The sequence below is a fragment of the Angelakisella massiliensis genome, assembly GCF_900104675.1.
In the GTDB taxonomy this organism is placed as follows: domain Bacteria; phylum Bacillota; class Clostridia; order Oscillospirales; family Ruminococcaceae; genus Angelakisella; species Angelakisella massiliensis.
The window spans coordinates 1,106,756-1,125,389 of the sequence record NZ_LT629945.1 but is presented as its reverse complement, the minus strand read 5'-3'; the positions used below and the strand labels follow the sequence as shown (position 1 = coordinate 1,125,389).

22 protein-coding genes, 6 tRNA genes and 2 rRNA genes (1 of these 30 only partly in view) are annotated in these 18,634 nt (G+C 48.5%); 8 read left to right on the top strand and 22 right to left on the bottom strand.

All coding sequences use genetic code 11. The annotated features are described in order from the left end of the window. Positions 1-17: 17 nt before the first annotated feature. Together BQ5383_RS10710 and BQ5383_RS10705 are read right to left on the bottom strand one after the other, a co-directional pair. On the bottom strand, positions 18-233 hold the full coding sequence (locus tag BQ5383_RS10710) for a YlzJ-like family protein (protein ID WP_071431853.1): 216 nt from the start codon (positions 231-233) through the stop codon (positions 18-20). A 2-nt stretch (positions 234-235) separates the two neighbouring features. Next, positions 236-1,147, bottom strand: a complete 912-nt coding sequence (locus tag BQ5383_RS10705; protein ID WP_083389932.1) for a ClpP family protease — start codon at positions 1,145-1,147, stop codon at positions 236-238. A gap of 579 nt (positions 1,148-1,726) precedes the next feature. Between BQ5383_RS10705 and BQ5383_RS10695 the strand changes: the two genes are divergently transcribed. Continuing rightward, positions 1,727-3,064, top strand: coding sequence for an MATE family efflux transporter (locus tag BQ5383_RS10695; RefSeq protein WP_071431849.1), 1,338 nt, complete (start codon positions 1,727-1,729; stop codon positions 3,062-3,064). Positions 3,065-3,284: 220 nt separating this feature from the next. On the opposite strand, the gene BQ5383_RS10690 is transcribed toward BQ5383_RS10695, so the two are convergent. Together BQ5383_RS10690 and BQ5383_RS10685 are read right to left on the bottom strand one after the other, a co-directional pair. Further along, positions 3,285-3,866, bottom strand: coding sequence for a zinc dependent phospholipase C family protein (locus BQ5383_RS10690; protein ID WP_071431847.1), 582 nt, complete (start codon positions 3,864-3,866; stop codon positions 3,285-3,287). Positions 3,867-4,064: 198 nt separating this feature from the next. Beyond that, a complete protein-coding gene (locus tag BQ5383_RS10685) occupies positions 4,065-4,733 on the bottom strand; it encodes a helix-turn-helix domain-containing protein (RefSeq protein WP_076944475.1) in 669 nt (222 codons plus the stop codon). Positions 4,734-5,097: 364 nt separating this feature from the next. On the opposite strand from BQ5383_RS10685, the gene BQ5383_RS10680 reads away from it, so the two are divergent. Continuing rightward, positions 5,098-5,538 (top strand): hypothetical protein, encoded by a 441-nt coding sequence (locus BQ5383_RS10680; RefSeq protein WP_071431845.1) that lies wholly within the window; start codon positions 5,098-5,100, stop codon positions 5,536-5,538. Positions 5,539-5,622: 84 nt separating this feature from the next. Then, positions 5,623-5,823, top strand: a complete 201-nt coding sequence (locus tag BQ5383_RS20760) for a hypothetical protein (protein ID WP_139193407.1) — start codon at positions 5,623-5,625, stop codon at positions 5,821-5,823. A 426-nt stretch (positions 5,824-6,249) separates the two neighbouring features. Here the strand turns inward: BQ5383_RS20760 and cls are convergent, their stop codons facing one another. From cls to BQ5383_RS21115, 10 genes are all read right to left on the bottom strand, one after another. Beyond that, the gene (cls, locus tag BQ5383_RS10670; RefSeq protein WP_071431841.1) at positions 6,250-7,794 is read right to left on the bottom strand and encodes a cardiolipin synthase; all 1,545 of its coding nucleotides are present in this window, start codon (positions 7,792-7,794) and stop codon (positions 6,250-6,252) included. Next, on the bottom strand, positions 7,791-8,951 hold the full coding sequence (locus tag BQ5383_RS10665) for an AI-2E family transporter (protein ID WP_071431839.1): 1,161 nt from the start codon (positions 8,949-8,951) through the stop codon (positions 7,791-7,793). Before BQ5383_RS10665 ends, cls begins: the two co-directional genes overlap by 4 nt. Before the next feature lie 372 nt (positions 8,952-9,323). After that, positions 9,324-9,533: a helix-turn-helix domain-containing protein gene (locus BQ5383_RS10660; RefSeq protein WP_071431836.1), complete on the bottom strand. Its 210-nt coding sequence runs from the start codon at positions 9,531-9,533 to the stop codon at positions 9,324-9,326. Positions 9,534-10,026: 493 nt separating this feature from the next. Next, on the bottom strand, positions 10,027-10,326 hold the full coding sequence (locus BQ5383_RS10655) for a hypothetical protein (protein WP_071431834.1): 300 nt from the start codon (positions 10,324-10,326) through the stop codon (positions 10,027-10,029). A 13-nt stretch (positions 10,327-10,339) separates the two neighbouring features. Further along, positions 10,340-10,600, bottom strand: coding sequence for a hypothetical protein (locus BQ5383_RS10650; protein ID WP_071431832.1), 261 nt, complete (start codon positions 10,598-10,600; stop codon positions 10,340-10,342). A gap of 11 nt (positions 10,601-10,611) precedes the next feature. After that, entirely contained in the window at positions 10,612-11,352 is a 741-nt protein-coding gene (locus BQ5383_RS10645) for a peptidoglycan DD-metalloendopeptidase family protein (protein WP_071431830.1), read from the bottom strand. Next, the gene (locus BQ5383_RS20090; RefSeq protein ID WP_083389931.1) at positions 11,352-11,474 is read right to left on the bottom strand and encodes an XkdX family protein; all 123 of its coding nucleotides are present in this window, start codon (positions 11,472-11,474) and stop codon (positions 11,352-11,354) included. Before BQ5383_RS20090 ends, BQ5383_RS10645 begins: the two co-directional genes overlap by 1 nt. Next, on the bottom strand, positions 11,467-11,862 hold the full coding sequence (locus BQ5383_RS10640) for a hypothetical protein (RefSeq protein ID WP_071431828.1): 396 nt from the start codon (positions 11,860-11,862) through the stop codon (positions 11,467-11,469). Before BQ5383_RS10640 ends, BQ5383_RS20090 begins: the two co-directional genes overlap by 8 nt. Before the next feature lie 12 nt (positions 11,863-11,874). Beyond that, positions 11,875-12,621 carry a hypothetical protein gene (locus tag BQ5383_RS10635; protein ID WP_071431827.1) on the bottom strand — a complete coding sequence of 249 codons (747 nt, stop codon included), beginning with the start codon at positions 12,619-12,621 and terminating at the stop codon, positions 11,875-11,877. Between the two features lie 4 nt (positions 12,622-12,625). Next, positions 12,626-12,775, bottom strand: coding sequence for a phage upper tail fiber protein (locus BQ5383_RS21115; RefSeq protein WP_172724618.1), 150 nt, complete (start codon positions 12,773-12,775; stop codon positions 12,626-12,628). Between the two features lie 216 nt (positions 12,776-12,991). Between BQ5383_RS21115 and BQ5383_RS10630 the strand changes: the two genes are divergently transcribed. The 5 genes from BQ5383_RS10630 (at position 12,992) to BQ5383_RS10610 (ending at position 16,342) form a co-directional block, all read left to right on the top strand. Beyond that, positions 12,992-13,420, top strand: coding sequence for a helix-turn-helix domain-containing protein (locus tag BQ5383_RS10630; protein WP_071431825.1), 429 nt, complete (start codon positions 12,992-12,994; stop codon positions 13,418-13,420). Positions 13,421-13,422: 2 nt separating this feature from the next. Then, complete coding sequence (locus BQ5383_RS10625; protein ID WP_071431823.1) at positions 13,423-13,875, top strand: ImmA/IrrE family metallo-endopeptidase; 453 nt, start codon at positions 13,423-13,425, stop codon at positions 13,873-13,875. A 20-nt stretch (positions 13,876-13,895) separates the two neighbouring features. Further along, positions 13,896-14,741 (top strand): SWIM zinc finger family protein, encoded by an 846-nt coding sequence (locus BQ5383_RS10620; protein WP_071431821.1) that lies wholly within the window; start codon positions 13,896-13,898, stop codon positions 14,739-14,741. Between the two features lie 30 nt (positions 14,742-14,771). Next, the gene (locus tag BQ5383_RS10615; RefSeq protein ID WP_071431819.1) at positions 14,772-15,149 is read left to right on the top strand and encodes a PH domain-containing protein; all 378 of its coding nucleotides are present in this window, start codon (positions 14,772-14,774) and stop codon (positions 15,147-15,149) included. A 323-nt stretch (positions 15,150-15,472) separates the two neighbouring features. Beyond that, complete coding sequence (locus BQ5383_RS10610) at positions 15,473-16,342, top strand: tyrosine-type recombinase/integrase (protein WP_235822031.1); 870 nt, start codon at positions 15,473-15,475, stop codon at positions 16,340-16,342. A 145-nt stretch (positions 16,343-16,487) separates the two neighbouring features. Here the strand turns inward: BQ5383_RS10610 and BQ5383_RS10605 are convergent. The 8 genes from BQ5383_RS10605 to BQ5383_RS10570 form a co-directional block, all read right to left on the bottom strand. After that, positions 16,488-16,563: transfer RNA gene (locus BQ5383_RS10605), tRNA-Thr, on the bottom strand. 40 nt (positions 16,564-16,603) lie between these two features. After that, positions 16,604-16,679 (bottom strand) — tRNA-Trp (locus tag BQ5383_RS10600). A 12-nt stretch (positions 16,680-16,691) separates the two neighbouring features. Then, positions 16,692-16,768: transfer RNA gene (locus BQ5383_RS10595), tRNA-Ile, on the bottom strand. A 56-nt stretch (positions 16,769-16,824) separates the two neighbouring features. Further along, positions 16,825-16,900: transfer RNA gene (locus tag BQ5383_RS10590), tRNA-Asn, on the bottom strand. Positions 16,901-16,929: 29 nt separating this feature from the next. Next, positions 16,930-17,046: ribosomal RNA gene (gene rrf, locus BQ5383_RS10585) — 5S ribosomal RNA — on the bottom strand. A gap of 103 nt (positions 17,047-17,149) precedes the next feature. After that, positions 17,150-17,224 (bottom strand) — tRNA-Glu (locus BQ5383_RS10580). 63 nt (positions 17,225-17,287) lie between these two features. After that, positions 17,288-17,363 (bottom strand) — tRNA-Lys (locus tag BQ5383_RS10575). A gap of 84 nt (positions 17,364-17,447) precedes the next feature. Continuing rightward, positions 17,448-18,634, bottom strand: a 23S ribosomal RNA gene (locus tag BQ5383_RS10570) (it continues 1,651 nt past the right edge of the window).

Here is an 18,634-nt window from a genome sequence, read left to right as displayed (position 1 = left end):
AAAAGCCGGGTTTCGGCTTATGGCTGGGCTTTTTCCTGCCAGATACTGCCCGGGGACAGTTCCGGATCCAGATAGGCCGCAGGATCGGTGGACAAAATTCTTTCAATAATCAGCTGCCCTTTTTCGTTGCGGGTCCCTTCCAGAAATCCGCCCTTCCAGCTGACGCATTCCCTGGGTGGAAGCTGTACCTGCTGCTCCAGCAGTTCCGGCGGCAGAATGGACTGAAAAGGCATCGTCAGACCCTCCTCTCAGGCGCCGTCTGCTTTTTCCGTCCTCTCTTTTTGGAGGAAGAAGAAATTTCTTCTGCCGCAGAGGACTGCAAAGCCGGTGTCCGGTGTTTTTTGGCAGAGCCGGCATTCTTTTTGCCGGAGGACTTTCCCCGTCCATTGTTGTCTGAACCGGTATCATCCTTTTGGGGGGAAGCGCTTTTTTCTTTCTCCTGGTCCTGAGCGTCGATCATATCATACAGCTTTTCCACCGCCTCATGAAGGCCGCCCAGGCTGTCGATCAGCCCCTCCGAAACAGCGGCTTCCCCATCCAGCACTGTGCCGATGTCCATCACCAGTTCTCCGTTTTTCATCATCAGCTCCCGGAACCGCTGGGGAGAAATATGAGAGTTTTGACAGACAAAGCCGCTGATGCGCTCCTGCATCTTGTCAAAATAGGAGAGGGTCTGAGGGACACCCAGCATCACGCCATTCATCCGTACCGGATGGACAGTCATGGTGGCTGTTGGGGCAATAAAGGAATAACGGGCGCTCACTGCCAGCGGTACGCCGATGGAATGACCGCCGCCCAATACCAGGGAAACGGTAGGTTTTTTCATGCCGGAAACCAGCTCCGCAATAGCCAGACCTGCCTCCACATCTCCGCCCACAGTATTGAGGATAATCAGCAGCCCACGGATCGATTCGTCCTGCTCGATGGCCACCAATTGGGGGATGACATGCTCATATTTGGTAGTTTTGTTCTGTGGAGGGAGAATATAATGGCCCTCCACCTGCCCGATGATGGTCAGGCAATGGATCTTGTGGCGGCCTCCCTCCGGTGTGACGGAACCCGCCTGGTAAATCTGCTCCTGCTGCTGGCCAGCATCAGTTACTTCCTCCTGCTCCGCCAGCTGTTTTGCTTCTTTTTTTGCTGCCATACTGCTGCTCCTTCCAGTTTTGATACTTGTTATTGTGTACCACAGAGGGAAGGATATACACAGCAGCGCTCAAACAGAAGGCATTTGCCTGCCGGATATCGGAGAAACCGGTTGAAAGGCTTTTGGCATGGAACTTGAGAATGCAAATGACCGGTGCAGCCAAGCGATCATCGTTATTATACCACGAATCCTTTGTGAGGAAAACCTTAAACATCAGAAAGCCTTCGGCCTTTTTCCCTATGATGGGAAAGCTTGCGGCACCTTTGCGCAAATCTCTTGTTCCTTTTCCGAAAAAAGCCCCTTCACCTTGACATTCCTGCGCAGGCGTGTTAGAATATGCGGGCGTTGGGAACGCTTCGTTTGATACATTATCGCTAACAAGTGTATGCTTGTTGGCGTTTTTTTATTTTTGGGGGAGGATCTCAACTGGTTCACCCATTTGCCGTATTGGGAATAACAGATCTTCTTTCGTTTATAACTTATAAAGCGATCAGATGCTTTCAGAAAGCATTTGACTTTTTCCCGGCGATTTTGGGGCCTGTTTCGGCCTGTAACCTTGATAAAGAAAGGAAGAAAAATATGGATCACAATACCTTTCTGGAGGGACGGATTCTGCCGCCTCTGATCCGTTTCTCCATCCCGCTGATGCTTTCTCTGATTCTGCAGGCCCTGTATGGCGGTGTGGATCTGGCTGTGGTAGGGCATTTCTCCGCCACCTCCAGCGTTTCCGCTGTAGCCACCGGCAGCCAGGTAATGCAGTCGGCCACCGCGCTGGTAACCGGACTGAATATGGGCGTAACCGTATTGCTGGGACAGGCCATAGGCGCGGGGGACCGCAGGCGGGCGGGCGGCGTGATTGCCGGACAGATCCGTTTGTTTCTGCCCCTTGCTTTGCTGCTGACCGTTGTAATGGTGGCTTTCGCCCCTCAGGCGGCTCAGCTGATGAACGTTCCCCAGGAAGCTGTGGCGGAAACCATCCGCTATGTGCGCATCTGCGCCTGCGGAATGATCTTTATTACCGCCTATAACGCCATCAGCGGCGTTTTCCGGGGCATTGGGGATTCCCGCTCCCCCTTTCTCTTTGTGGCCATTGCCTGCGGAATGAATGTGGTGCTGGATCTGCTGTTTGTGGGCGTCTTTGGCATGGCGGCTTCCGGAGCGGCCTTGGCTACCGTGATTGCTCAGGGAGCCAGTGTGCTCTTTTCCGCCGCCTATATCCGCCGCCGTCCTCTTCCCTTTGATGTGGACCGTGAAAGCTTTCGCCTGCCCCAAACCTCCCGCTCCATCCTGCGGCTGGGTACCCCTATCGCTCTCCAGGATGTGCTGGTCAATATCTCGTTTCTGATCATCACCAGCATTGTCAACAGCCTGGGGCTGGTTGCTTCCGCCAGCGTGGGTGTGGCGGAAAAAATGTTTGTCTTTCTCTCCATCGTTCCCATGGCGTTTTTGTCCACCCTGTCCGCCTTTGTTGCCCAAAATATAGGGGCTGGCAATCATCCCCGTGCCACCAAGGCTTTGTTTGCAGCCCAGAGCATTTCCTTTGCTTTCGGCACTGTCATGTTTTTGCTTACCTTTTTCCAGGGTGGGCTGCTGGCTTCTCTTTTCACATCAGATCCCGCTGTCATCGCGGCAACCGCCCAATATCTCCGGGGCTGCTCCTTTGAATACCTGATGATCTCCCTCAGTTTTTGTTTTCTGGGATACTTCAACGGCCTGGGCCGAACCACCTTTGTCATGCTCCAGGGGCTGCTGTCCGCTTTTTTGGTACGCATTCCCCTCTCCATATTCTTCAGCCGCCTGCCGGATACCAATATGGGAATCATCAGCCTGGCGGTTCCCATCTCCGCCTTGTCCAGCCTGGTGATGTGTCTTTGCTATTTCTTCTGGCTGCGCCGCAGTCTCAAACACACCCATTAAAGACAGGCTTTCCCTGGTTTGCCCCAAAACTGCCGCTCCCTCCACCGGCTTGTTCCATAACCGCCGGCGGAGGGGTTCTTTTTTGTCTGTCTCAAATTTTCATGCAAGGGCAGAAATAGGCTTTCTCAGATAAAAATAACCGCCCCGTAATCTTACGAAGCGGTCATAAAAAATTGTCACTTGGTTTGTCAGTACCTTTATCCTTCGCTGAAGGCGCTCATTACGCAGCCAAAGGGAACGTACGAACCGCAGCTGTCTGAGGGCAGGGCAGCAAGAGACGGCACAACAGCTCTGTTACACCTAAAATGTACTCGGCGTCAGTCTCTACTGTCCGTTCCGCATTTTCATAACGCCGGTGCTGCTCCAGAATCATATCATAAGCGGCCATCTCCCCGCAGCGAAAAAGATCACGGCCCTGCTGAAGGCACTGCTTAAAGTGCTCCTGGAGGCGTCCCTCATAAACCAGGTGCTGGCGGATATCCTCCTGGAACATCGCATTATGAGCAAATGTAAAAGCGTCAGCGGTGTAATGAATCAGCTTTCCCAAACGATAATAGTCCAGCATTCTCCAGTTTTCCCGGTTTTCCAAACCACGGCAGAGACGCTTTACCAGCCGCTGTGCATTAAGGAAATTATGTCCACGCATCCACTGTGCGCGGCAGGACCCCTTGAAATAGGTAAAAGGATTCCGGTCCGGCTCTACACAGCCCAGTAAAAAAGCTGCCCGATGGCGAGGTTCGTATTCTCCCTGAACACGGTTAATGAGATAATATCCCAGCAGCTTGTGGCTTTCCTGCTTCATTTCTTCCTCCTTCGCATTACCGGCCCGCTGTCTTTCAGCGAGCTGCAACAGCGCAAGGATACCATGAAACCCAAAGTGAAATTGTAAACATTTTATGAATTTTTAAAACCTGTAGTCCATTTTCGCCTCTTTGTCCCCCACAGCGGGATTTTAAGCAGTCTCTTTCGTTAGTTTTCCCATATTCCTATGCTTTTTTGGTCAAAAGCGCTTTCTGACCTCCACCACTTTTCCCAGAATGGATACCGCGGTTTCCTTTGTATTATAAATCTGAATTTGGTGCACAGGATTGAGGGATTGCGGGGAAAGGGTAACCATTTCACCTGCCTGATGAAACCGTTTGACTGTGGCATCATTTCCGTTGACCAGTACCACCGCAATTTCACCATTGTCCACCATGGGCTGCTTGCGCACCACCAGCAAATCACCGTCGGCAATTCCGGCGGCATTCATGCTGTCTCCATGAACTCTGAGGGCAAAATATTCTTCACCATCATCAAAATCATCCGCCACATAGCCCTCAATATTCTCCTGGGCAAAGATGGGCAGGCCTGCCGCCACCCTTCCTAAAACCGGCATCCGGCCTTTAGGGAAATATGGCTCCACCATAGGCGGCAGCAGCTGTGAAAGCAGTTCTCCTTTTTGCTCCTGATCCAGTTGAGACAGCAGCACTGCTACCGGCTGCCCCATAGCTTTTGCCACCCTCTGGATGGTTTTTGCCGATGGAATTGCCGGCTGCCCGGTGGAAGGATTTCTGTTTCGCTCCAGAATAGAAATATATGCTTTGCTCAGACCACTGGCCTGGGCAAAATCCTCCATGGTTTGGTGGTGCTGTTTCCTGTAATCCCGGATCAACTGCCCCAATGTCATTGCTTCTCCACCTTTCCGGCACTTTGATGGTCAAATACATTCGAGTAAATTTGACAGCAGAACTGCTCTTGCCTCAAAATCTTTCGCTGTTTCTTTATCCAGTCATCACAAACGGCAGATATCTTCTATTTCCACACCTTATCTTGTTCAAACATCCATTTTGATGACAGCTTACTTATTTGATGAATTTCTGCGTCTTTGATTATATAGCAAACTAGAATTTTAGTCAATATATTTTTAGTGTACTTGACAACTTGGAGTTTCTGTGCTACTCTAAAGCCACGCCCCACTCAGTATCCCATCAAAAAGAACATATGTTTTCATTTTGTCTAGTGAACTATATATTTAAAGGAGCCTGATCAATATGGTAAATTGGAAACAGCACGCCGCGCAGGATCTGGAAGATTATCCCTTGATTCAGGAAAGTCTGCAAAATCTTCCGGAAGAAATTCAGATTCTGGAACAAGCGGCTTATTCCATCCACAGCGTTCGTTTGGACAAAATTCCTGTCCAGGGTGGAACCTCTCGCCGTGAGAGCGATCTGATCGACAACATTGACCGAAGAGGACGTTTGCAGGGGAATCTGGAGTTGGCCAAAAGAAAGGCTGAGAGAATCGAACGGGGCCTTTCCGTGTTAAACAATCAGGAACGATTGGTGCTGGAACGTTTTTTCATCCATCGCACCCGGGATTACATGGATCGTTTATGTGAAGAGCTGGGCTGCGAAACCGCTCAGATTTACCGCATTAAAGACGCGGGACTGAAAAAATTCACGCTGGCGATGTATGGCGATCTGCTCTCCTGAGGAAATTTCTGGACCTTTCCGGTATGAGAGCAGTATATCACACCTTTTGTCCCATAGAACGGATTTGCAGAAAAGAGGGACGCAATGGAATTGATTCAACCTGGCCCATCCTGTCCTGAGCCTTCACTCTCTCCTCCCCAATATCTCACTTGGCAATGTCCTGTATGCGGAGAATATCTATATCTGGACAGCCTGCTGTATCGTGACCAATGGGGTCGGCTGGTGGGATGCGACTATTGTTTGCATTCGGTGACAGCAGAGGATCTGTTTTCCAAAGGCAGCTGAAATGGGGCTGGAATCACACTGTTCCAGGAAGAGCAGCAGTTTTTTGGGCTCCACACCATCCTGATGAATTTCTCTTTGTCTGATACTGAATACGGCTGTGGCATGTGCCTTAAAGGTTCCATGTGCTTCCATGGAGGGGATTATCCCCGGATACACCCAAAACCAGCAGCAATATCCAGGTTTATCCACTGTCGTTTTGGCCTGAATGTTTGCGCAAAAATGATTTGCTGCTCATCTCCAGCAAAATAAAAATGAAATAAAAATCATTCCCACTGTACACCCTGACCTGGACAAGCCGCAGCATACACTGCAAAACTGTCAGCTGATTTTCTCTGCCAAAATGAAAATGATCAGCTTATAAAAGCGCACCAAAAAATCGGGCCCTGCTGAGCGTATCAACAGGGCCTCTTTCAATTTTGCCGACCGTCACATCAGTGGTGCAAAGGCCCGGAGAATGGACCTTCCCAATCGCTGCAGCCAATTAATATTTCGCGCGGTGGCCAATGTGATTTCCTGGCTTTTCCCCTGTGTCAGCAGGAAGTCATCCCGAACCTGAAGCACACTGGGAGTTTGGTACATCCAGCATCCGCATTCAAAGTGAAGATACAGACTGCGATAATCCAAATTGATGGTTCCTACCACAGCATATTCATCATCCACCACAAAAGTTTTCGCATGGATAAAGCCGGGGGTATATTCAAAAATCCGCACCCCTGCCTCCAATAAAGTTTCATAATAGGCCCTTGTGACCGCATGGACATAGAATTTATCCGCAATGTGTGGGGTAATGATTCTTACATCCACACCGCTTTTTGCCGCATTGGACAGGGCCGTCACCATCTCATTGTCTATGATCAGATAAGGGGAGGTGATGTGCACATACCGCTGCGCTTTATTGATGAGATTGAGGTAAACTGTCTCTCCCACCGCTTCATTGTCCAAAGGAATATCTCCAAAAGGCTGCACATATCCTTGGGAAACGATTGGCTCCGGCTGATGGACATGGGGGCGGAAGCTTTCATAATGATCCTGTGTATGGCGCAGAAAACTCCATAGAGACAGAAACATCACTGTCAGGTTCCACACTGCTTCACCTTTGAGCAGAATGGCGGTATCTTTCCAGTGTCCATGCTTGACAACGGCGTTGATATATTCATCCGCCAGATTGATTCCCCCCGTAAAGCCTACCCAGCCATCAATCACACAGATTTTTCGATGATCCCGATTGTTGAAACGAGTGGAGAGAATGGGTACCAAAGGATTGAATACACAGCATTTGATTCCCATGGATTCCAACTTCCGGTCATATCCATAGGGAAGGGTCATCATAGAGCCAATATCGTCATAAATTACCCGAACATCTACACCCGCCGCAGCTTTTTCCCGCAGGATCTCCAGAATTTCATTCCACATTTTTCCTTCTTCTATAATAAAATACTCCAGAAAAATGTAATGCTGCGCCTTTTGCAGCTCCTCCTTCATACGCTGAAACTTGATCTCTCCCAAAGGAAGATATTCTGTTGACGTATTACGGCACAAAGGCGCATGGGCAAAGCGATAAATATATTGGGCCTGAAGACCCGCTACAGGGTTTTCTTCCTTCAAACGATCCAGATTTGGTGTGCGGTCCGGCATCACAGCAAAAATTTGCTGCCCTATCTCACGCATCTCATTTTTCTGACGTTTGCTCAAATGACTGTGGCCAAACATCACATAAAACAGTCCGCCAAAAATGGGAAAGGTTAAAATCGGAATGATCCACGCCAACTTATAAGCAGGATTGGAACGATCATTGATCAGATGCAGTACCACTGCCACGCTCAGCAGCATCAAAATTCCATAGGAAAAGGCAAAAAATTCCTGAAACTTCGATAAGAGGATAATAAAATAAGCCGCCTGAAGCAAAATTGCCACACCAACGATAACCACCCGATGAAACAGCAATTTTACTAAGCTTTTGAGCACCTTCATCCCCCTGCATTCTCTCCTTTCTCCCCTGTCTTTTCCTCAAACTGTTTTAACCGTTGTTTGGTGGCCTGTCTAAACAGTGTATACAATACCGAACACAATGGAATGCTCAACAGCATTCCCGCGACTCCCAACGTGTTTCCACCTAAGGTAACCGCTACCAATACCCAGATCGCAGGCAGACCTACTGAACTGCCCACTACTCTGGGATAAATCAAGTTTCCCTCCAACTGCTGGATCAGGAGAAACAGCAGTATGAACCAAAATGCTTTCATGGGGGAAACCATCAGGATCAGAAAGGCGCCTACAAAACAGCCAATAAAAGCGCCAAACAGGGGAATCAGTGCGGTAAAAGCGATCAAAACGCTGATCATCAAGGCATAGGGAAAGCGAAGAATGGTCATCGCTATAAAGAATAATAATCCCAAAATGATCGCTTCGGCGCATTGTCCGGATAAAAAGCTGGAAAAGGTTTTGGCTGCTAATCCACTAACCCCTAAAATCTTATCCGCCCAGCGGGGAACCCACGCATGAAGTACCATTTTTACCTGTCCGCCCAGCTTTTCCTTGTCCAGCAATAAATAAATGGAAAAAACGAAAGCCAGAAAAAATGTGACCACACCGCTGAAAACACCTGCTGCAATATTCAAAGTGGAGCCCAGGAAAGCACTGAGCCAGCTTTGAATCAAAGCGGCAGTTTGTCCCAAAATATTGCTCCAGTTGATTTCCAAAGTGGAGAGCCATTGAGAAATCTGTGGATGTTTTGTAGTCATTTCCGCCGCCCATGCAGCCGTCCTTGAAACAAATTGAGGAACCGTTTCGGCTAAAGTGCCTAAACTTCTTCCCAGCTCGGGAAGGATCAAAAAAGCTACCACAAATATAACACTGATTACCAGTAAAAAGGTTAACAGCAAGCTGATCCCTCTGGCCATTTTTCTCTTCTTTCCTGTCTGTGCAGAAAAAAGAAGTTTTTCAATGCCCCTCATGGGAACGTTCACAATGAACGCCATGCAGCCGCCTAAAATAAACGGAAATATGAGTCCCAATAAAACAGAACACGTCTTTCCCAAAAGAGAATGATTTTCCAATCCCCAATAAAACAGGATCAGAACCATTCCCAATCCCAACAGTTTACGCCAATTTTTTTGGTTCAACTCCATTTGCCGCTCCTTCCAAAATTCAAAATGCTGGTCTGGGCGATAAATCTTATTATAGCCTAAAAAATATATCTTGTCACGAATTTATCTTATTTGTCTTTTCTGATGATGTTGATGGGGACTAATGCGTATCTAATTTTTCATAACCCCAATTTTTTATATAACTCAGCATAGAGATATAACAAAAAACCCGACCACACTTGTGATCGGGTTTTGGAGCTGCTAACCAGAATCGAACTGGTGACCTCGTCCTTACCAAGGATTACAAAATCCGTTTATTTATCAGCATTATCTATGATTTTGTGTGTATTTTGTATGTATATTTAACTTTTAAAAATAACTTACAGCAAACAAAAAGTACCGTTCAAAGGCCTATCAAATCACCGTTCCATCAGGGAAAGCAAATTCTGCTTTCCACTGTCCGCCCATAGCCTGAGCGATCTTCTCTAGGTCTTCCATAGTTAGAGTGTTTCTTTTAATTTTTTGGTTCAAATTTGACGGGGTAGTGCCGATTCTCCTTGCAAGCTCTGCTTGGCTAATACCACTATATGCCAATGCCATTTTAATCTTCTGCTCTATAGTCATCTTTATCATCTCCTCACACATATCATACAGCAAATACTTTATATTGTCAAATTGAAATTAAAATCATTCATAAAATAATAAATTATTCTATTGACATTATTAAGCATTTGCTGTATAATATACTTGTAAGGCAGAGATACAAAATCTCTTACAGAAGGGAGTGAGGTGAATGGATACAGTGAATGTGACCGAGGCTCTGCTGAAAGCAATCCTCGAACTCATTGAAAAATGCGAAACGTTGGAAGAACTCCGGAATAGTGTTAAACGCATAATGAATGAGTAAATAAAAAAGTGGGGCGGCTGAAAATCCACACACACCGCCCCACACACCCAAAAGTGAGCCGGGAGCCTTACCCCGGCCACTTTCATTATAGCAAAATATGAAGCAAAATCAAGGATCATACTATATCTACAACCTCACTATATTAAAAAGCCAGCAACCTTTGTCCCAATCAGAGCACAAAGGTTACTGGCTTTTTTGTATCCTGCAATATCAATCAGATTTTACCGTCTGGAGTTTTCCGATGAGGTCGCTGACAAAATTCGCCCCCCGGCTGGCAAAAACACCTGTGAGGAGCACACCCACCCAAGAATAAGCAAACTGCACCCCCAGGGCCGCGTAAAAGTCCGCGCCTGTGGCAAAGCACAGCAGCACCGCCACCACCAGAGCTGCGGCCATCACAGCCAGCCCTTGATAATCACGGGACAGCGCAGCTTGTCCAAGCAGTTTGCCGTATTCCACCAAAGCCTCCACTGTTACCGCCAGCATCAGCACCAAAACAATAGTATCCATATTTCCCTCCTAATTACTTATGATATGCCTCAAGATCATCAATGCGATGGTTAATTACCTTAATTTTTTCCTCCACCACCGGAATCCTGGTAGCAAACTCATTATGAGCCCGGACTTCCCGAGTCAACTCTGATAGCTTCTCATCAGTCACCATCTGAGCCGCTGTAATATTGTGCATGGTACGAGTCTCACTTTTGCGGTTAGAGACAAGCACACCTACCAAAGATAGCACACCTGTGATAATCGACGCCATCAGGGCTGTCAAATCTACCATTGCTCTCCTCCTTAAGACTCCAGCATCTCACACAGCTCCCGGATTTTGCTTTTGATCTCCGCCAGCTCCGTTTCCGCTTTTGCCTGGGCCTCCTCCGCAATCTGCCGGCGGCGGCACTCCTGCTCCAGCTCCTTTTGGAGAGCCGCCAGCTGCCCGGCACAATCATCGGGGCTTTCCAGCTGCGGGATGACAAAGTCCTCCGGGTTGAGCCACGCAGGATTATATGTAGGCTCCGCCAGGGATTGTCCCGGACCCATGTGCAACAGGTGAGAGGGATTGACGGTGCTGTCCACACCTTTTTTCCAAAAGCCGCCGGTTCCGGCCACCTGGGGAGACCATGTGGCATAGGTGGGGGTCACATCGGTATCAAATTCCAGGTGGAGATGGTAATCGGAGGTTCCTTCCTTTCCCTCCTCCCCGATGACCGTTCCCGCCTGTACTGCATCCCCCTCTTTGACCAACATAGATTTCATGTGCATATACCGGCCCACCACGCTGACGGTCTCTCCGGTCTGATGGTTGAAAACATCCTTGTACAACACTGCCGCCCCATAACCCAGGCGGGAATCCTTTCCGGCGGCCAGCACCACCCCTTCGCCGGAAGCAAGGATTCTGTGGTCGTCACTTGCCCCTCCCTGGATGGTAGAAATGTCCACACCATAGTGAGGATAGCCCCAATACTTTGTATACTCCGGATTTTTGTACCCGCACAGCATCATGCAGCGGGTGAAGGGCATTACAAGGTATTGCATCACTTGGCCTCCCGGATCTCATCCGCCTGCTCCCGGGTCAGCTGTCCCGCCCCCACAAAGGTTTCCAGGTCCTTGTCAGTGTAAATGCCCATGCGGTAATACTTTTTGATCAGCTCAAACATTGGATGCACCTCCCTGCTGGTTCATTTTCAGTTCCGTCAGCAGCTTGAGTACCGACGCCCGGTACAGGTCCTCATCGGTGGGGGTGAGGGCGGCGGCTTCCTCTTCCTCTTTCCGTACCGCCAGGATTTCCTCACGGATAGGCGCCGCCTCCGCCTCGTCAATGATCCGGGCAAATTCTCCTTCCTCCAAAGTCTTTTCCGACAGCGCGGCGGAGAGGGTACCTTCGTCCGCCGCCGGCAGCAGGCTGACGAAGCTGCCATCCCTCACATATCCCTGTGTGGTGCGCTTCCGCACCTGGGTCACAGAAAAGCCATTGGTTTCCCAAATAATTTTCCCGTTTACAGCCAGCAAGTCTCCTAGCTGCACGTTCGTGTACAGGTATTTCATCGTTTCTCCTCCTTATTTGCCGCCGTCTCCGATTGTTACTGACCGCTCAGGAATTGTGAGCAATCGGATCGGCAGAAGTGTGTCTGTGTCGAGTTCAACAATTTCGGGGCCGCCTACTTGCAGAACGAAAAGTTGTTGCGCCGTTCCGGCCAAATCATACGCGGTGTACCCACTGTCTTTCGGAACAACGCTGTTGAGCAGAACAATACTATCTGCATCTATCTTAGCCAAATATTCACTTGGATATCTTGAGACGAAAAACGCATCGTTTGTTCCACCGCCCTCCAGCACGCGCTCCTGAGTAGGCGTGTTCTCTCCTGTTTGGGTAAATGTGGCGGGGTCCAGCTGCACACACCTTTGGGTTGAAAACATAAAAAACACATGATCCCGTGTGCCGCCTGACACAACCGCACTGGGCTTGTTGTAGGATGCTTCTGAAAATACCAGCGTTTCCCTGTCTACATTGTACACTTCTGTGTTTGCGCTCGGTCCAAAAAAAGCGTGCATACGGTCTTTGGTTCCGATAAAATCAGACTGCGCTCTATATGCTCTGCCCGGTGCCGTGCTCGACAAAATGACCGTGCTGGTTTCAGTATCAATTACGTTGGTAATATCGCTTTCTGAATCTGCATAGGCATACAAATATTTTCTGTACGGGTTGTTTGACCACACCTCTGTGGTCCCCAACATCACCCGATCCACCTCCTGGATCCCCAGCATGAGATTGTCCAGCTCCGCCGTTCCGATATTCAGCCCCATCCCATCACCCCACAATAAAATACAACGTGGTGCTGCTCTTGCTGCTCAGGGCATCATACTGGGCTCGGGTCAGCTTTTTGATGGTGAAAATATTTCCATCGGGATTGACCGTACTTCGGCGCAGGTGTAGTACACTTCCAACATTTTCCGACACCCCTCCTTGTATATTTTGTTAGTTGTGTTTTGTTTGGTATGGTGATATAATGATGTCATAAAATATCAAAGCATTACGCAATTAACATAATAATAGTTAAGTTTTCGTTTGTTTTGTTTGGTTTAATCACACTATATCACACAAAACAAACGAAGTCAATACTGTTTGGTGCTTGTTTTATTTGTTTTGCGTTTTGCACAAAATTAGAGGTTAATTATGGACGATACATTAAAAAAAATTGTTAACTGCATCGGTCCAAAACATGGTGCAAAAAAGGAACTTGCTGAACACCTGGGAATACATCCCAATGTCATCACCAATTGGCTAAATGGGCGAAACAAATCATATAAAAGGTACTTACCAGAAATTGCTCGTTATTTTAATGTCCCTCTGGAATATCTATCTGAGAACCCAGAGGATAAAGAAAAAGCGCCCGCCCTTACTGATAAGGATGAGCGCGATATAGCCAGAGATGTAGAGCGGATCATGAGCAACCTGGAAACCAGCGGCGATTTAATGTTTGACGGCGTCCCCATGAGCCAGGAGGCAAAGGAATCCATGGCCGCCGCCATGAAGCTGGGCCTGGAAGCTGCCAGGCTCAAAAATAAAGAAACTTACACTCCCAAAAAGTACAAAAAGGAGTAAATATGGATACCTGGAGGCTTGCCACAAAGCTTGCAGAAAAACATCGCACCCGCAATCCTTTCCGGATTGCGGAGGACCTGGGGATTATTGTCATCAAATATCCTCTGATTGGCATCAGGGGTTTTCAGCAGCGCGTGAAGCGGCGAAAGATCATCTACATCAACTCCGATCTGGACGATCATCAGCAGAAGATTGTCTGCGCGCACGAGCTGGGTCACATCATCCTCCACAGTGGCATGAATCGAATCTTCCTGAATCAGAGCACCAACCTGGTGGCTCAAAAATTTGAGAATGAGGCCAATTTTTTCTCAGTGGACCTGATTTTTTCTGACGATGATCTCATTCCGCTTCTGGATCAGTCGCTGGATGTAGCAGCGGCTGCTATGGGTGTATCCACAGCGCTTGCCTTACACCGTTTACGGCATATAGACCAGAAAGGGTCTTTTGACATTTAACTATAACAGGAGATGGCCAAATGAGCATTTTTGATGTCTTCAAAAAGAACCATTCCTTGCAGGACGACTGGAAACAGTGGGATGAAGTCCATGATAATCCAGATCAAAAAAAGCGCCTTTCTTCCTCAAAGAAAGCAGAGAACACTCCTCTGTCTATCAATCAACAAAGTGGCACCGGAGAGTTTTCGGGTTCTCATGGAAAATACAAAACGTCGCTCTCATCCTGCACCTGTGTTGATTTCGCCAGAAGAAAAAAACCGTGTAAACATATGTATAGGCTGGCAATCGAATTAGGTATGATGGAAGAGAGTACCGAAGCAGATGCCAAAAAGGTCAAGGAGCCAAAACCCAAAGATGCTTACACCTTGGAGGAAGCAATTGCCAAACTCAGCACACTTTCAATTGCGAGTCAAAAATTAATGCTGCGGTATTTTAGTTTTACCTGCAACTCCCCACAAAAAGAGGTTCCTTTGCAAAAATGTGACGATTTGAACGCTTTGCTTGATGCAGATTTTTTGCGGGTTGCCGATAATCCCAATCTTATAAACTGGCTACATATTTACACTCGTACAGAGCTCAATAACCGAATCATTGAATATTTCCCTGAGCTCAAATTTAAAAAGAATATGTCCAGAGACGATCTGTGTAACTGGATTGCTGAAAATATTAAAAATCCGCAGGGCACTGTATGTCACGATACAACACCTGTCATTTATTCTCCCAAGCTGATTGGAATACAAAAAAGCCTGCATCACCACCTACGGTCTCTTTATGATCCTGATGTTTGGTATGATCCAGAATCGGATGAATTCAAAGCGGTTGAACCGGGTGAAAAATCTATTACAATAAAAGTTACAGCTAAATAACTGCCTGCAAAAAGGAAGGAAGATTTAAAAATGATTGATTTCCAGAACGCATCCTTTATGAAACTCAAAGCAGTGGATCCAAAAGGCTTCAGCGCCATGGTCTCCCCCATGCTCATCGATGGAGAGCAAGTTCTTTCCGCTTATCAAAGCATCCGGGACGGTATTGTATTCACCAACAAGCGGATTTTCGCCATCAATGTGCAGGGGATCACCGGAAAGAAAAAAGACTTTTCTTCTCTCCCTTACAGCAAAATCCAGGCTTTTTCTGTAGAGACAGCCGGAACATTCGATCTGGACAGCGAGCTTGAGCTGTGGTTCAGCGGCCTGGGCAAGGTCAAATTTGAGTTTACCTCAAACTGCAACGTTTCGGAGATTTGCCGCATGATCAGCGGGTTTGTCCTCAAATAAAATTCAGGGCAAAGCAAAGGCCCCGCTGGTGGCGGGGCCTTTTTACACCAAAATGATGGAGGTATATTTTGATCTGCAAAAAATGCCACAATGTCATCAAAGACGAATACGCTTTTTGTCCGATCTGCGGCAGGGCGACCAAACCTCAAAAAAGATCGCCCACCCGCAGACCCAGTGGCCTGGGATGTGTTTATAAACTCCCAGGGAATCGACAGCGCCCATGGGCAGTACAGCGGAATCACAAATACCTAGCTTCGTTTGCCACACAGGCTGAGGCTGAGGTCTTTTTGGGGACCCTCTATCAGTCCGCAGATCCATCTTTGATGACGCTGAAGGAGCTGCATGAAAAGTGGATGGAGACTGCACAGTATCAAGACCTATCCAGAGATGCCCAGGCCAACTATTCCGCCGCTTGGAAAAGGATGGATAGCATCAAAAAAGAAAAGGTCCGCAGCTTAAAAACTCCACAGTACCAGCAAATCATTGATCAAATGGTACAGGACGGTCTGGGGAGGGATAGCTGTGAAAAATTCCGCAGTCTTTTGAGCAATCTTTGCAAGATGGCCATGCGGGATGAGATTATAGATCGGAACTATGCCGACCTGTTGGAACTGCCTAAAGCTGCTCCCAGGAAGAAAAAACGCAACCTCTCAGACGAAGATATAATACGGCTCCTCTATGCGGCAGACGATGGGGATAGAGATGCCATGCTGGTGCTGATCCTCCTCTACACCGGTATGAGAGCCGGAGAACTGTTTGCTGTAAAATCATCGGACGTCTATCTGGAGGAACGTTACATCATTGGTGGCGCCAAAACGGACGCCGGACGCAACCGCAGTATCCCGATCCGGGAAGAGATTGTGCCCTATATTAAATTTTTCCTATCTGAAAACAACCAGTTTCTTTGTCACACACCTTCAGGGAAAAAAATCGACAGAAACAATTTTACGAAAAGAAATTTTTATCCTCTGCTGGATCGCTTGGGAATCGTCCACACGAATGAAGCCGGGGAAAATATTCTTACACCCCATAGGTGCCGCCACACCTATATTTCGGAGGCCATAAAAGCCAAGATGGCTCCGGAAGCCCTCACAAAAATTGTAGGGCACTCCAGCTACGCCACTAGCGTTGATAAATACGACGACACAACGGATCTGGAGTATCTCCGTAAAGAGGCAGAAAAAGGGTTATAAATCGGGCACTTTATGTTTGCGTTTTGTGTGTAATCCATCATAAAATAGGGTAAAATGGGGCAAAATAGAGGTGCTTTTTCTACACATATCTTAAAAACAAAAATCCCGTAGAACCGCTTGCAAAGCCATTCTACGGGATTTATTGTGGAGCTGCTAACCAGAATCGAACTGGTGACCTCGTCCTTACCAAGGACGCGCTCTACCGACTGAGCCATAGCAGCGTATGTGGAGGACTTTCGTCCTCAATGATGGGGATGCGATTGGCAGGGGCAGAAGGACTTGAACCCTCGGCACGCGGTTTTGGAGACCGCTGCTCTACCAACTGAGCTATGCCCCTATGTTTGTAAGGTGGTGGGCCTTCGGGGACTCGAACCCAGGACCGACCGGTTATGAGCCGGTTGCTCTAACCAACTGAGCTAAAGGCCCGTGGAAGGCTTTTCCTGCTGTGCCGCCAACTTTCTGACGGCACAGCGGAAAATATTTGGCGCCTCAAGTTGGACTCGAACCAACGACCCTGCGGTTAACAGCCGCATGCTCTACCGACTGAGCTATTAAGGCGTGTTTCCTGTCAGTTTCCTGACAGGAGATGCCGGCGAAGACCTATTTTCACAGGCGGCTTCCCGCCAACTATCTTCGGCACTGGTGAGCTTAACTTCTGTGTTCGGGATGGGAACGGGTGGGACCTCACCGTAATAAACACCGGCTATTTTGCTGTCCTCGTGTCGGCCTCAGTTATTCTTTGCGCCTTGCCTTCACAGGGAAGCTATTTTCATATCAGGACTTTCGTCCGGATAAGCTAAGGGGAAATGGTGACCCGTGCGGGAATCGAACCCGCGTTACCGGCGTGAGAGGCCGGTGTCTTAACCGCTTGACCAACGGGCCGTCTCGCCGTGGTATCTATCTGATCCATGACCACGCCTTCCGGCGCGCCTTGGGACCTTCCTTTGGTGCACCATCAGGGATTCGAACCCGGGACCCACTGATTAAGAGTCAGTTGCTCTACCAACTGAGCTAATGGTGCAGGTCTTTTTCGGCTGTTCCGACTGGAACGCGCCTTCAAAATTGAACAACGAACTCATATTTATCAGCTAAAGACTCGCTTGACCTGGTCAAGCCCTCGACCGATTAGTACACGCTAGCTACACGCGTCACCGCGCTTCCACTTTGTGCCTATCTACCTTGTAGTCTTCAAGGGGTCTTACCTGATTGACTCAGTGGGATATCTTATCTTGTGGTTGGCTTCACGCTTAGATGCCTTCAGCGTTTATCCGTTCCGCACATAGCTGCTCAGCCGTGCCACTGGCGTGACAACTGATGCACCAGAGGTGCGTCCATCCCGGTCCTCTCGTACTAGGGACAGCTCCACTCAAATATCCTGCGCCCACGACAGATAGGGACCGAACTGTCTCACGACGTTCTGAACCCAGCTCGCGTACCGCTTTAATTGGCGAACAGCCAAACCCTTGGGACCGAATACAGCCCCAGGATGCGATGAGCCGACATCGAGGTGCCAAACCTCCCCGACGATGTGGACTCTTGGGGGAGATCAGCCTGTTATCCCCAGGGTAGCTTTTATCCGTTGAGCGATGGCATTTCCACTCACATACCACCGGATCACTAACTCCAACTTTCGTTACTGCTCGACCCGTCGGTCTCGCAGTTAGGCTCGCTTATGCGTTTACACTCAAAAGCATGATTTCTGTCCATGCTGAGCGAACCTTTGAGCGCCTCCGTTACCTTTTTGGAGGCGACCGCCCCAGTCAAACTGCCCACCTAACAATGTCCCCCGACCAGATTCATGGCCGCAGGTTAGAATTCCAGCACTTCAAGAGTGGTATCCCAAGGTCGACTCCGCAGAAGCTGACGCCCCTGTTTCCTAGTCTCCCACCTATCCTGTACATGAAATACCGAAATCCAATATTAGGCTACAGTGAAGCTCCATGGGGTCTTTCCGTCTTGTCGCGGGTAACCGGCATCTTCACCGGTACTACAATTTCGCCGGGTGGGTCGTTGAGACAGTGTCCAGATCGTTACGCCATTCGTGCGGGTCAGAACTTACCTGACAAGGAATTTCGCTACCTTAGGACCGTTATAGTTACGGCCGCCGTTTACTGGGGCTTCGATTCAATGCTTGCACATCTCCTCTTAACCTTCCAGCACCGGGCAGGCGTCACCCCATATACGTCATCTTTCGATTTAGCATAGAGCTGTGTTTTTGCTAAACAGTCGCCTGGACCTATTCTCTGCGGCTCTGTCTCCAGAGCACCCCTTCTTCCGAAGTTACGGGGTCAA

Excerpts from the sequence above, each read along its gene's own strand:
- BQ5383_RS10710 (WP_071431853.1), bottom strand. The coding sequence starts at position 233 with ATGCCTTTTCAGTCCATTCTGCCGCCGGAACTGCTGGAGCAGCAGGTA.
- BQ5383_RS10705 (WP_083389932.1), bottom strand. The coding sequence starts at position 1,147 with ATGGCAGCAAAAAAAGAAGCAAAACAGCTGGCGGAGCAGGAGGAAGTA.
- BQ5383_RS10695 (WP_071431849.1), top strand. The coding sequence starts at position 1,727 with ATGGATCACAATACCTTTCTGGAGGGACGGATTCTGCCGCCTCTGATC.
- BQ5383_RS10690 (WP_071431847.1), bottom strand. The coding sequence starts at position 3,866 with ATGAAGCAGGAAAGCCACAAGCTGCTGGGATATTATCTCATTAACCGT.
- BQ5383_RS10685 (WP_076944475.1), bottom strand. The coding sequence starts at position 4,733 with ATGACATTGGGGCAGTTGATCCGGGATTACAGGAAACAGCACCACCAA.
- BQ5383_RS10680 (WP_071431845.1), top strand. The coding sequence starts at position 5,098 with ATGGTAAATTGGAAACAGCACGCCGCGCAGGATCTGGAAGATTATCCC.
- BQ5383_RS20760 (WP_139193407.1), top strand. The coding sequence starts at position 5,623 with ATGGAATTGATTCAACCTGGCCCATCCTGTCCTGAGCCTTCACTCTCT.
- cls (WP_071431841.1), bottom strand. The coding sequence starts at position 7,794 with ATGAAGGTGCTCAAAAGCTTAGTAAAATTGCTGTTTCATCGGGTGGTT.
- BQ5383_RS10665 (WP_071431839.1), bottom strand. The coding sequence starts at position 8,951 with ATGGAGTTGAACCAAAAAAATTGGCGTAAACTGTTGGGATTGGGAATG.
- BQ5383_RS10660 (WP_071431836.1), bottom strand. The coding sequence starts at position 9,533 with ATGACTATAGAGCAGAAGATTAAAATGGCATTGGCATATAGTGGTATT.
- BQ5383_RS10655 (WP_071431834.1), bottom strand. The coding sequence starts at position 10,326 with ATGGATACTATTGTTTTGGTGCTGATGCTGGCGGTAACAGTGGAGGCT.
- BQ5383_RS10650 (WP_071431832.1), bottom strand. The coding sequence starts at position 10,600 with ATGGTAGATTTGACAGCCCTGATGGCGTCGATTATCACAGGTGTGCTA.
- BQ5383_RS10645 (WP_071431830.1), bottom strand. The coding sequence starts at position 11,352 with ATGCAATACCTTGTAATGCCCTTCACCCGCTGCATGATGCTGTGCGGG.
- BQ5383_RS20090 (WP_083389931.1), bottom strand. The coding sequence starts at position 11,474 with ATGTTTGAGCTGATCAAAAAGTATTACCGCATGGGCATTTACACTGAC.
- BQ5383_RS10640 (WP_071431828.1), bottom strand. The coding sequence starts at position 11,862 with ATGAAATACCTGTACACGAACGTGCAGCTAGGAGACTTGCTGGCTGTA.
- BQ5383_RS10635 (WP_071431827.1), bottom strand. The coding sequence starts at position 12,621 with ATGGGGCTGAATATCGGAACGGCGGAGCTGGACAATCTCATGCTGGGG.
- BQ5383_RS10630 (WP_071431825.1), top strand. The coding sequence starts at position 12,992 with ATGGACGATACATTAAAAAAAATTGTTAACTGCATCGGTCCAAAACAT.
- BQ5383_RS10625 (WP_071431823.1), top strand. The coding sequence starts at position 13,423 with ATGGATACCTGGAGGCTTGCCACAAAGCTTGCAGAAAAACATCGCACC.
- BQ5383_RS10620 (WP_071431821.1), top strand. The coding sequence starts at position 13,896 with ATGAGCATTTTTGATGTCTTCAAAAAGAACCATTCCTTGCAGGACGAC.
- BQ5383_RS10615 (WP_071431819.1), top strand. The coding sequence starts at position 14,772 with ATGATTGATTTCCAGAACGCATCCTTTATGAAACTCAAAGCAGTGGAT.
- BQ5383_RS10610 (WP_235822031.1), top strand. The coding sequence starts at position 15,473 with ATGACGCTGAAGGAGCTGCATGAAAAGTGGATGGAGACTGCACAGTAT.